Origin of the sequence: Streptomyces sp. BE303 (genome assembly GCF_036290945.1) — a bacterium.
Lineage (GTDB): Bacteria > Actinomycetota > Actinomycetes > Streptomycetales > Streptomycetaceae > Kitasatospora.
In genome coordinates this window covers 56425-69043 of sequence record NZ_JAQYWZ010000891.1, presented here as the reverse complement: position 1 = coordinate 69043, position 12619 = coordinate 56425, and the positions used below count along the sequence as shown (strand labels likewise).

Annotated in this window: 4 protein-coding genes; 3 read left to right on the top strand and 1 reads right to left on the bottom strand. The window is 75.5% G+C overall.

What is annotated here, in order from left to right; genetic code table 11:
• Positions 1 to 31 precede the first annotated feature (31 nt).
• Positions 32 to 1003: a polysaccharide deacetylase family protein gene (locus tag PUR56_RS33895; protein ID WP_329951757.1), complete on the top strand. Its 972-nt coding sequence runs from the start codon at positions 32 to 34 to the stop codon at positions 1001 to 1003.
• 33 nt (positions 1004 to 1036) lie between these two features.
• Here PUR56_RS33895 and PUR56_RS33890 read toward each other — a convergent pair whose 3' ends face one another.
• On the bottom strand, positions 1037 to 1474 hold the full coding sequence (locus PUR56_RS33890) for a YchJ family protein (RefSeq protein ID WP_329951756.1): 438 nt from the start codon (positions 1472 to 1474) through the stop codon (positions 1037 to 1039).
• Positions 1475 to 1915: 441 nt separating this feature from the next.
• Here PUR56_RS33890 and PUR56_RS33885 point away from each other — a divergent pair, with 441 nt between their 5' ends.
• Both PUR56_RS33885 and PUR56_RS33880 read left to right on the top strand, forming a co-directional pair.
• Positions 1916 to 7054, top strand: a complete 5139-nt coding sequence (locus PUR56_RS33885; RefSeq protein ID WP_329951755.1) for a non-ribosomal peptide synthetase — start codon at positions 1916 to 1918, stop codon at positions 7052 to 7054.
• Positions 7051 to 12603 (top strand): non-ribosomal peptide synthetase/MFS transporter, encoded by a 5553-nt coding sequence (locus PUR56_RS33880; protein ID WP_329951754.1) that lies wholly within the window; start codon positions 7051 to 7053, stop codon positions 12601 to 12603. The genes PUR56_RS33885 and PUR56_RS33880 overlap by 4 nt, the downstream gene beginning before the upstream one ends.
• Positions 12604 to 12619: the final 16 nt, after the last annotated feature.

Sequence of the window (12619 nt, the reverse complement as noted above, 5' to 3'; positions counted from 1 at the left end):
CAGACCATCAGATTGTCGTATTAGCGAAGGTTTGGCCGGGCGTCACCGGAGCCGTGCGGGGCTGGCCGCCGCGGTGTGCCTGGCGGCCGTCGTGGCGGCGGGCTGCGGCGGGCCGGCCGGGGGTTCGGCGGCTCCGGAGCCCGCGGTGGCCGGGGCGGGCGCGGTGACCGGGACCGGTGCGGCGGCCGACCGGGACGGGCCGCGCCCGCCCGCCGTGCCGCTGTCGCTGCCGGGGCCGGCGCGGGCGGAGGAGGAGACCAGCAGCGAGGCGGTGGCCCGCAAGGCCGCGACGGTCCGGACCGCGCTGGAGACCGCGCGCCGCTGGGGCCTGGAGCGCCCGCCGCTGGCAGCTCCGCCGCGCCCGGCCGGCCGCCCGGAGCTGCGCGCCGGGCAGGGGGTGAAGCTCGCGGAGGGCCTGCCGCCGGTGGTGTACCGGGTGCCCACCGAGCAGGAGATCGTCTTCCTCACGGTCGACGACGGTGCCGAGAAGGACCCGGAGTTCAACCGGATGGCCGCCGAACTCGGGATCCCGCTGTCGACCTTCGTCGCCGACTACCTGGCCCGCTCCGACTACGGCTACTTCCGCCAGCTCGCGGCCCAGGGTGACGCGGTGAACAACCACACGATCAACCACCGCAACCTCAAGGTCCTCGGGTACGAGACGCAGCGCGACGAGATCTGCCGCCAGCAGGACCAGCTGGAGCAGCAGATCGGCGCTCGTCCACGCCTGTTCCGGCCCCCGTACGGGGAGTACAACGAGGACACCCTGCGGGCCGCCGCCTCCTGCGGCATCGAGGCGGTGCCGCTCTGGAACGAGGAGGCGTTCCCCGACCGGATGGAGTACCGCCAGCTCGACCAGCGGCTCCACTCGGGCGACATCATCCTCACCCACTTCCGGGGCACCGACCTGTGGCCGGGCACCATGACCGACCTGCTCCGCAAGGTGGTCGACGAGGTCACCGCGCAGGGCTTCGCGCTGGCCCGGCTGGACGACTACCTGTAGCGCTGCGGGCCCGCCCGCCCCGGGGTGGGCGGTTCAGTCGAGCGAGAGGGCGTCGAGGTACACCCAGGCGCCCTCGTGCCGGACGAAGCGGCTGTGCTCGGTGAGAACCCCCTCCTCCCGGCCCTCGACGTAGTGGGCGCGGAAGGCGACCGTGCCCTCGCTGTGGAACGGCCCGCCCTCGGAGCCGGAGAGCACCTCCAGGCGCACCCAGCGCAGCCCCGCGTCGAACTCGACCGAGTCCGGCCGGGTGTCGGGGTGCCAGGTGCGCAGCAGGTAGGCCTCGTCGCGGGCGGCGAAGGCGCTGAACCGCGAGCGCATCAGGGCCTCGGCGGTGGTGGCGGCGGCCTGCCCGCGGTGCAGGAGGCCGCAGCACTCCCCGTACGTGCCGGGCAGGCCGCACGGGCAGGGGGAGGAGGGCAGCAGGCGGGGCGCGGGCGCGGCGGCGCGGGGCGCGGGGCGTCGTCGTGACATGGCGTACATTCTGGCCCCTGCCCGGGGCGGCTCCCGCCCGCCGTGCCCGGACCGGTGCCCTCCGGGGCGGACCGTCAGGCCCTCCGGGGCGGGGGTTCCGTGCGCTCCAGGGGGTGTCAGGTATCTGACAACGTGGAGGTCAGAGGCTCTGCCGGGTCGCCGGCGGAATCGCGGCCACGCCCCCTCGTCGGGTCGTTGGCGACGACCGTAGCGCCACTGGGCCTTGATGCCAAGGGTCCTGACAATCTGTCCGAAATCGCCGACGAACCGTCACACTTTCGCGCCGATGACGAGCGCGACGGAGGTGATCTTTCCGGCATATCGAACGAGTGACGGAAATGTGCTGGTCATTCGAAGATCTTTACCCCAGCATCTCCGAGGGCACACCGCCCGTTTCCCCCCGGCCACAAGTCGGAGCAGCATCACCCCCCAGGAGAGTTGATGAGTTCGACGGGACATCCACCGCTGGACCCGGCAGCATCGCCGGCCGAGTTGTTCTCCGCTCAGGCCGAACGCACCCCCGACGCCCTCGCCGTGATCGACGGCCACCGTCGGATGACCTACCGCCAGTTAGACCTCGCCGTGCAGGCGGTGGCGGACCGGCTGGCAGTCGCCGGGATCGGTCCGGAGGCCCTGGTCGGGGTCTGCCTGCCGCGAACGGCAGACCTCGTGATCACCCTGCTGGCGGTCCTGCGGGCCGGTGGCGCGTACGTGCCGCTCGACCCGGCCTACCCGCGCGACCGCCTCGAACTGGTCGTCGGCGACGCCCGGGCCTCCGTGGTGGCCACCGACCGTGCGCACGAACACCTGCTGGCCGGCGCCGGTGCCACCCTCCTCCACACCGGCGGGGACGCCCCCGACGTCCCCGCCGCCCCGGCCGTTCCCGCCCCCGCCGCTCCTTCGGCCCCCGGCCTCGCCACCCCGGCTCCGACCGGCCCCGCCGCCGACCCGGCGGACCCCGTCGCCCCCGCCGACGCGCTCGCCTACGTCCTCTACACCTCGGGCTCCACCGGCCGCCCCAAGGGCGTGTCGGTCACCCGGCGCGGCGTCAACGCCATGCTCCGCTGGGCCGCGCGGACCTACACCCCGGCCGACCTGGCCGGCGTGCTCTTCGGCACCTCGGTCTGCTTCGACATCTCGGTGTACGAGCTCTTCCTCCCGCTCGCCGTCGGCGGCACGGTCGTGGTGGCCGAGAACGTCCTCGCCCTGCCGGAGCTGCCGGCCCGCGACGAGGTGACCCTGGTCAACACCGTGCCCAGCGCCATGGCCGCGCTGCTGCGCGGCGACGGCCTTCCGGACGGCGTGCGGGTGGTCAACCTGGCCGGCGAGGCACTGCCCCGGCACCTCGCCGACAAGGTGTACGCCCAGCCCAAGGTGGAGCGGCTCTACAACCTCTACGGCCCCACCGAGGACACCGTCTACTCCACCTGGTCGCTGGTCGGCCGCCACGAGGACGGCGAGCCGGTCATCGGCCGCCCGCTCGACGGCACTCTCGCCCACGTCCTCGACGAGCGGCGGGCGGCCGTGCCGGACGGCGGCATCGGGGAGCTGTACCTCTCCGGCGAGGGCCTGGCCCGCGGGTACCACGGCCGGCCCGACCTCACCGAGGAGCGGTTCGTCACCGTCGACGGCGTGCGCTGCTACCGCACCGGCGACCTCGTGCGCCGGCTCCCCGACGGGGACCTGGAGTACCACGGCCGCGTCGACCACCAGGTGAAGGTCCGCGGCTTCCGGGTCGAGCTCGGCGAGATCGAGGCGGTGCTCGCCGCCCACCCCGCGGTCGAGGCCGCCGCCGCCGTCGTCCAGCGCGACGAGGCCGGCGAGTACCTGGCCGCCTTCGTCCAGCCCGCGCCCGGCCTCGCCGAACCGGCCCCCGCCGACCTGCGCGCCCACTGCGCCACGGCCCTGCCCGGGTACATGGTGCCGCTGGCGGTCGCCGTGCTGGAGCACCTGCCGCTCACCCCCAACGGGAAGACCGACCGCAAGGCACTGCCGCCGGCCGCCCGCAGCCGCGCGGGCCACGAGCTGTTCGTCGCGCCCCGGACCCCCGTCGAGACCCGCATCGCCGGACTCTGGCAGGGCCTGCTCGGCGTGCCCGAGGTCGGCGTGCACGACGTCTTCCTCGACCTCGGCGGGCACTCGCTGCTCGCCGCCGGGCTGCTGGGCCGGATCGAGCGGGAGTTCGGCACCCGGGTGCCGCTCGCCGAGTTCTTCGCCGCGCCGACCGTGGCCGCGCTGGCCGTCCGGGTCGCCAACGGCGGCGGCGGACGCCGCTCCGTCGCCCCGCCCGAACGCGAGGCCCACCTGCCGGCCCGCGCCACCGGCTTCCAGCGCGAACTCTGGCTGCACGAGTCGATCCAGCCCGGCAGCTCCCTCTACAACGTCCCGCTGCGCGTCCGGGCGGACGGCGCCCTCGACCGCGAGGCCCTCGGCCGCGCGCTGACCGAGGTGGTCCGCCGGCACGAGGTGCTGCGCACCGCGCTGCGCGGCGTCGCCGACCCGCTCGGCGAGGACGAGAACGAGGTCACCGCGGAGATCGTCGCGCCCTACCCCGTCGACGTGCCGCTGCTCGACCTCACGGGCGCCGACGACGAGGCCCTCGACGCCGCGCTGCGCGCCGAGGCGGCCCGGCCGATCGACCTGACGACCGGCCGGCTGCTGCGCGTCCTCGCCGTGCGCACCGGCGAGGACCGGCACGAGCTGCTGCTCACCGTCCACCACGCGGCGATGGACGGCTGGGCCGCCGGACTGCTGCTCGACGAGATCGCCCGCGCCCACCGGGACGGCGAACTGCCCGAACCCGCCCTCCAGCTCTCCGACGTCGCCCGCTGGGAGGAGCGCGCCGTCGCGGCCGGCCGTGACGCGGCCCGGCGCTGGGGCCGGCAACTGCGCGGTCTGGACGCCGAACAGCACCTGCCGGGCGACCGCCCGCACCCCAACCCGCAGGACATCGCCGGCCGTCGGATCGCCCGCCGGATCGACGCCGACCTGGTCCGCTCCGTCGAACGCCGGGCCGCCCAGGAGGGGGCCAGCCTCTACATGGCCGTGTTGGCCGCGCTCGGCGGCGTCCTGCACCGCTACACCGGCCGCACCGATCTCGCGGTGCTCAGCCCGTTCGCCGTGCGGCCCGTCCCCGAGCTGGAGCAGGTCCTCGGCTCGCTGATCAACACCGTCGCGATCCGCCTGGAGGTGGCCGGCACCGACACCTTCCGCGACCTGGTCGCCCGGGTCCGCCCGGCCGTGCTGGAAGCCGCCGAGCACAGCGGTCACCCGTTCGTCGACCACGCGCGCCGGTTCGGCCGCTCGGCCGGGCTCACCGCCTCGCCGGTCTCCCAGGTGCTGCTCGCCGTCCAGAACCACCCGGTGGCCGCCGTCGAACTCCCCGGCCTCAGCCTGCGGTTCGTCGCCGAGGTGTGCAACGGCACCGCCAAGACCGACCTCTCGATCTTCCTGGAGTTCCCGGCCGACGGACCGCTGCTCTCCGCCGAGTACCGGACCTCCCGCTACGACGAGCGGTCCGTCCGGGCCGTGCTCGACCACCTGGTCGCCCTGCTCTCCGCCGCCGTCGCCGAACCCGACCGGCCGCTCGGCGAGCTGGCCATGCTCTCGGCCGCCGAACTCGCCGCCGACGATCCGGTCAACCGCACCGAGGCGCCGATACCCGACGCCCCGCTGCACCGGCTGGTGGCGGACCAGGCGGCCCGCACCCCCGACACGGTCGCCGTCTCCGCCACCGACGGCGCCCTCACGTACGCCGAACTCGACGACACCGCCGACCGGTTGGCCCACCTGCTCGCCTCGCGCGGTGCCGGGCCCGGGACCGTGGTCGCGGTCGCCGTCCGGCGCGGCCGGCTGCTGCCCGCCGCCCTGCTCGGCGTGCTGCGCAGCGGGGCCGCCTACCTGCCGCTCGACGTGGAGCAGCCGCTCGCCCGCAACCGCGGCGTCCTCGACGACGCCGGTGTCACCCTGCTGGTCGCCGAGAGCGCGACGGCGGGCGACCCGCTGCTGCACGGCCGCGAGGCCGTGCTCGTGGACGGCCCCGAGCACGCCGCCGCCCCCGCCGCGGCGCGGGCCGCCACCGTCGGCCCGGAGGACCCCGCCTACCTGCTGTACACCTCCGGCTCCACCGGCCGCCCCAAGGGCGTCGCCGTCCCGCACCGCGCGATCGTCAACTTCCTCACCTCGATGGGCCGCGAGCCGGGCCTCACCGGGCGGGACGTGATGGCCGCCGTCACCACCGTCACCTTCGACATCGCCGGTCTGGAGCTCTGGCTGCCGCTGGTCACCGGCGCCCGGGTGGAGATCGCCGACCGTGCCACCGCCACCGACGGCCACGCGCTGGCCGGCTGGCTCGGGTCCCGCGGCGTCACCCACCTGCAGGCCACCCCCGCCACCTGGCGGATGCTGCTGGAGGCCGGGTGGTCCGGCCGTCCCGGTCTGACCGCCCTGTGCGGCGGCGAGGCGCTCACCGCGGACCTCGCCGAGGCGCTGCTCCCGCGCGTCGGCGCGCTGTGGAACCTGTACGGGCCGACCGAGACCACCGTCTGGTCCACCGTCCAGCGGGTCACCCCCGAACTCGCGGCCCACGGCGGGGTGGTGGCCCTCGGCGCGCCCGTCGCCAACACCCGGCTGCACCTGCTGGACTCCGCCGGAGGCGCCGTTCCGGTCAACGGCGTCGGTGAGCTCTGCATCGCCGGCGCGGGCGTCGCCCTCGGCTACCACGGCCGTCCGGAGCTCACCGCCGAACGGTTCACCGCCGAGCCCGGCGGTCCCGAGGGCGCGCTGATGTACCGCACCGGCGACCTCGCGTGCCGCCGCGCGGACGGCCGGTTGGAGTACCACGGCCGCGCCGACGCCCAGGTGAAGCTCCGCGGCTTCCGCATCGAGCTCGGCGAGATCGAGGCCGCGCTCACCGCGATCCCCGGGGTCACCGCGGGCGCCGTCCGGCTCGTCGGGACCCCGGCGGGCCCGGTCCTCGCCGGGTACGTCGTCACCGGCGCCGAGCCCGCGGGCCGCGGGTCCGTCGACGCCGGGTCCACCCGGAGCGCGCTCACCGAGGACGAACTGCGCATCACCCTCGCCGAGCGGCTGCCCGACTACATGGTGCCCGCCGCGCTCGTCCTGCTCGACGCGCTGCCGCTGACCCCCGGCGGCAAGGTCGACCGGGCCGCGCTGCCCGCGCCACGGCTCGGCGGCGCCGGCTCCCCGCCCGAGGGCGACTGCGAGGAACTCCTCGCCGACCTCTGGCAGGAGGTGCTCGCCGTCGAACGGGTCGGCCGGCACGACGACTTCTTCGCCATCGGCGGGCACTCGCTGCTCGCCACCCGGCTGCTCACCAAGGTGCGCGACACCTTCGAGACCGAACTTCCGCTGCGCACGATCTTCGAGGCCCGCACGCTGGCCACGCTGGCCCGCCGCATCGAGGAGCGGATGCTCGCCGAGATCGACGCACTGGGCGACCTGAACGACCTCGACGACCCGACCGGCCGGAACGGCCGGAACCGCCCCGGTGCGCCCGGGGTCCCGCACGACCGCACGGCCGACGGCACCACCGGTGCCCGGACGGGGGAGACCGCATGACCGACCAGCCCACCACCGGTCCGGCCCCGGACGCCGAGGCCCGACGGCAGGAACTGCTCCGCCGCCGCCTCGCCAAGGCCAAGGCCGCCAAGGCCGCCGCCGCGGACGGCGCCGCCGACCGCTACGCCGTCACCCCGCGCCCCGCGGGCGCCCCCGCGCCGCTCTCCTCGGCCCAGCGCCGGATGTGGTTCCTGGCCCAGTACGAGCCCGACAGCGCCGCGTACCACATCCCGCTCGCCCTGCACATCGACGGTGCGCCCGACCCGGCCGTCCTCGGGGCGGCCCTCACCGACGTCCTCGCCCGGCACGAGGTGCTCCGCACCGTCTACCCGACCGTCGACGGCGAGGTCCGCCCCGAGCCGCTGCCCGCCGAGCGCCTCACCCTCACCGTCGCCGACGTCCCCGCCGACCGGGTCGACGCCTGGCTGGAGACCGAGGCCCACCGCCCCTTCGACCTCGCCGCCGACCTGCCGCTGCGCGCCGCCCTGCTGCGCACCGGCGACGGCGCCGTGCTCAGCCTGGTGCTGCACCACATCGCCGCCGATGGCTGGTCGATCGGGGTCCTGTTCACCGACCTCGCCACCGCCTACGCGGCCCGGCGGGAGGGCCGCGCCCCGGGGTTCCCGCCGCTGCCCGTCCAGTACGCCGACATCGCGTACTGGCAGCAGACCGGGCTCGCCGCCGAACTCGACCGGCAGCAGACCTGGTGGCAGGAACGGCTGCGCGGCGCGACCGCCACCGTCACGGTGCCCCCCGACCGCCCCCGGCCGGCCGTGGCCGGGACCGCCGGCGACCGGTTCACCGCCGAGCTCGGCGTCGAGCGCACCCGCCGGATCCGGGCGCTCGCCGACCAGACCGGCACCACCGTGTACATGGTGCTGCTCGCGGCCCTGCAGACCGTCCTCGGCCGCTACACCGGCAGCGAGGACGTGACCGTCGGCACCCCGGTCGCCGGGCGCACCCGCAGCGAGACCGAGCCGCTGGTCGGCTGCTTCGTCAACACCCTGGCGATGCGCACCGACCTCTCCGGGGACCCGACGGTCCGCCGGCTGCTCGACCGGGTACGGGAGTCGGCCCTCGGCGCCTTCGGGCACCAGGACCTTCCCTTCGAGCGGCTGGTCGACGCGCTCGGCCCGGAGCGCGAACTGGCCCACACCCCGCTGTTCCAGATCCTGCTCAACGTCCACAACCAGGCGCAGGCCCGGCCGGGGCTGCCCGGCCACGCCGTCGACTGGCGGCCGATCGGCACCGACACCGCCAAGTTCGACCTGTCGGTGGCCGTCGTCGACACCGGCGGCGAGCTGGTCGCCGACCTCGTCTGGCGCACCGAGCTGTACGACGAGCCGACCGTCCGGCGCGTCCTGGGCCACCTCACCACCGTCCTCGACGCGATGGCCGAGACCCCCGACCGCCCGCTCTCCGGTCTCCCTCTGCTCACCCCGTCCGAGCAGCGGCAGATCGCGGACTGGGACGACACCGCGCGCGACTGGGACCTCGGGGGCACCCTGCACGGCCTGGTCGAGGAGCAGGCCCGCCGCACCCCGGGCGCGCCCGCCGTCCGCGGCGCCGACGGCGTCCTCGACTACGCCGAACTCGACCACCGCGCCAACGCCCTGGCCCACCGGCTGCGCGCGCTCGGCGTCGGGCCGGACCGCCCGGTCGGGCTGCTCGTCGAGCGCTCCGCTGCGCTGGTGGTCGGCATGCTCGGCATCCTCAAGGCGGGCGGCGCCTACCTGCCGATCGACCCGGTCTACCCGGACGAGCGCATCCACGGGTTGCTCGCCGCGGCCGGGGCCGTCGCGGTCGTCACCACCGAGGACCTCCGCGACCGGCTCCGCGACCGGCTCCCCGCCGGGATCCCGGCGGTCGTCCCGGACGGCTCGGCCACGGCCGAGGCCCCCGAGGTGGACGTCCGGCCCGAGCACCTCTGCTACCTGGTCTTCACCTCCGGCTCGACCGGCACGCCCAAGGGCGTGGCCGTCGAGCACCGCAACGTCCGCAACTACCTGCACGGCCTGCGGGAGCGGATCGGCGGTGACCAGGACGGCTGGAACTGGGCGCTGGTCTCGACGTTCGCCGCCGACCTCGGCATCACCAACGTGTTCGGCGCGCTCACCGGCGGCGGTTGCCTGCACCTGCTCACCCGCGATCAGGCGACCGATCCGGAGGCCTTCGCCGCCTACGCGGCCGAGCACCGGATCGACGCCATGAAGCTGGTCCCCAGCCACCTGGAGGGACTCGCCGCGCACGGCGCCGGCCTCGGCGGGATCCTGCCTGCCCGGCTGCTGATCTGCGCGGGCGAGGCCCTACGGCCCGACCTGGTCGCCCGGATCCGCGCCGCCCGGCCGGACCTGACGCTGCACAACCACTACGGTCCCACCGAGACCACCGTCTCGATGCTCGGCGCACCCGTGCCCGCCGACCTCGGGGACTGCGCGACCGCCCCGCTCGGCCGGCCGTTCGGCAACGTGGGGGCGCACGTCCTGGACGCCCGCCGCCGTCCCGTCCCGGTGGGCGTCCCGGGCGAGCTGTACGTCTCCGGCGCCGGAGTGGCCCGAGGCTACCTCGGCCGCGACGACCTCACCGCCGAGCGCTTCACCGAGGTGGCCGGCCGCCGCTGCTACCGCACCGGCGACCTGGTCCGGCGCCGCCCCGACGGCGCCGTCGAGTTCCTGGGCCGGATCGACCACCAGGTCAAGATCCGCGGCTTCCGGGTCGAGATCGGCGAGGTCGAGGCCGAGCTGACGGCCCGCCCCGAGGTCCGCGAGGCCGTCGTCGTCGCCCGGGGCGAGGGCGCCGCCCGCACCCTGGTCGGCTACCTCGTCCCCGCCGATCCGGCCGCCGCCCCCGACCCGGGCACGCTGCGCGCGGCCCTGCGCACCCGGCTGCCCGACTACATGGTGCCGGCCGCCCTGGTCGTGCTGGCGGCCCTGCCGCTGAACGCCAACGGCAAGGTCGACCGGGCCGCGCTGCCCGAGCCGGTCGCCGCCCGGCCCGTCCCGGCGGGCGGCGGTGAGCCGATCACCGCGACGGAGCACGCGGTGGCCGCCGCCTACCGTCAGGTGCTGGTCGCCGAGGAGGTCGGTGCCGCCGACGACTTCTTCGCCCTCGGCGGTGACTCCTTCTCCGCCGTGCACGCCGTCCGGCTGATCGGCCGCGGCCTCTCGGTGATCGACCTGTTCCAGCACCCCACCGTGCGCGAACTCGCCGCGCTGCTCGACGCCCGGGCCGGCGGCACCGCCGACGAGGGCCCGCGCACCCTGCTGCACAAGCTCACCCGCGGGAACGCCCCGGCGACGGTCAACGTCGTCTGCGTCCCGTACGGCGGCGGCAGCCCGATCACCTTCCAGCCGCTCGCCGACGCACTGCCCGCCGGCCACCGCCTCTACGCCGTCGAGCTGCCAGGCCACGACCCGAGCCGCCCCGACGACGACCTGGTCGAGCTCGACGCGCTGGCCGACACCCTGACCGCACAGATCCGCGAGCGGATCGACGGTCCGGTGCTGCTCTACGGGCACTGCCTCGGCGGCGCGCTCGCCACCGCGCTCGGCTCCCGGCTGGAGGCGGCCGGCGCCGACCTGCGCGGGGTCGCGCTGGGCGGCACCTTCCCCGCCGCCCGGCTGCCGGGCCGGTTCGCGGAGTGGATGGCCCGCAGGCTCCCCGGCGACCGGATGCTCTCCAACCGCTCCTACCTCGACTACCTGCGGGCGATGGGCGGGTTCACGGACGTCTACGACCAGGCCGAACAGGACTTCCTGGTCCGGGCGCTGCGGCACGACGTCCGGCAGGCCGAGGACTTCTACACCCGCGCCTACGGGGACGCCCGCCCGGTCGCGATCGGGGCGCCGATCCTCTGCGTCGTCGGTGAGAAGGACCGGGCCACCCTCCTGTACCAGGAGAGGTACACGGAGTGGGAGCACTTCGGCGAGACCGTCGACCTCGCCGTCGTGCCCCGCGCCGGGCACTACTTCCTCAAGCACCAGGCCGGCGAACTCGCCCGCGTGCTGGTCGAGTTCGCCGCCACCGGCGCGGTCTCGGCCGCGGACCGGGCCGACGCCCGGCGGCCGGCGGCCCGCGCCGAACTCGCCACCTTCGCCAAGGTGGCGATCGGTCAGTTCGTCTCGATGATCGGCACCAGCCTCTCCACCTTCGCGCTCGGCGTCTGGGTCTACCAGCAGACCGGCTCGGCCTTCGACTTCGCGATGATCGCGGTGGTCGCGGTGCTGCCTGCGGTCCTGCTGCTGCCGATCGCCGGTGCGCTCGCCGACCGGGTGGACCGCCGCCGGATCATGATCGTCACCGACACCGTGGCCGCCGCCGGCATGCTCGGCCTCGGCGCGCTGCTCTGGGCCGACCTCCTCCAGGTCTGGCACATCTACGCGGTCGCCTGCACCGGGGCCGTCTGCTCGGCCTTCCAGCGCCCCGCCTACCTGGCCGCGATCACCCAGCTGGTACCCAAGCGCTACCTGGGCCAGGCGAACGGCCTCGCCCAGCTCGGCACGGGCGCCGGCGACATGATGGCCGTCCTGGGCGGCGGCGTGCTGGTCTCGCTGATCGGCCTGCACGGGGTGGTGCTGTTCGACATGGCCACCTTCCTCACCGGCGTCACCTGCCTGCTGCTGGTGCGCTTCCCGGACGCGATGTTCGACCGGCAGGAGGAGCCGCTGCTCCGCGAGGTGGTGACCGGCTGGCGGTACATCGTGCGCCGGCACAGCCTGGTCGCGATGGTGGTCTTCTTCGTGGTGTTCAACTACCTGTTCGCCGTCGCCACCGTGCTCATCACCCCGATGGTGCTGGCGGGCGGCTCGGCGGTCCAGCTCGGCGTGATCACCGCGCTCGGCGGGCTCGGGGCGATGACCGGCGCCCTGGTCATGGCCCTCTGGGGCGGCACCCGCAGACGCACGTTCGGCATGATCGGCTTCACCTCGGTGGTCGGTCTCGCCGCCGTCCTGACCGGCAGCCGTCCCGAGGCCGCGCTCACCGCCTGCGGGCTCTTCGTCCTCTGGGCCGCGATGATGATCCTCAACTCGCACTGGATGGCGCTGATCCAGACCAAGGTCGGGATGGAGCTCCAGGGCCGTGTCCTGGCCACCAACCAGATGCTCGCGATGTCGATGATGCCGCTCGGCTTCCTCACCGCGGGGCCGCTCTCGGACCACGTCTTCGAGCCGCTGATGCGCCCCGGCGGCGCGCTCGCCGACTCGGTGGGCCTGGTCCTCGGCACCGGACCGGGCCGCGGGGCGGGACTGCTGCTCGTCGTGGTCGGCCTGGTGCTCACGGTCTGGGGCGTGCTGGGACTGGCCTACCGGCCGCTGCGGCTGCTGGAGGACCTCCTCCCGGACGCGCTGCCGGACGCCGAGATCGGCGACAAGGACGCCATCCAGGCCGAGGCCGACCGCCGGCTCGCCCAGACCGAGGCGGCCCGGGCCGGGCGCACCGGCCGCACCGGGCGTCTCACCGGTGCCCGGGTACCGAGACCGGCCGGTGCCCCCGAGCCGGTCGAGGACGACCCGGCCGACCGGGTCCCCGCCTCCACGGCCCGCCGCTAGCGGCCCCCGGGCCGAC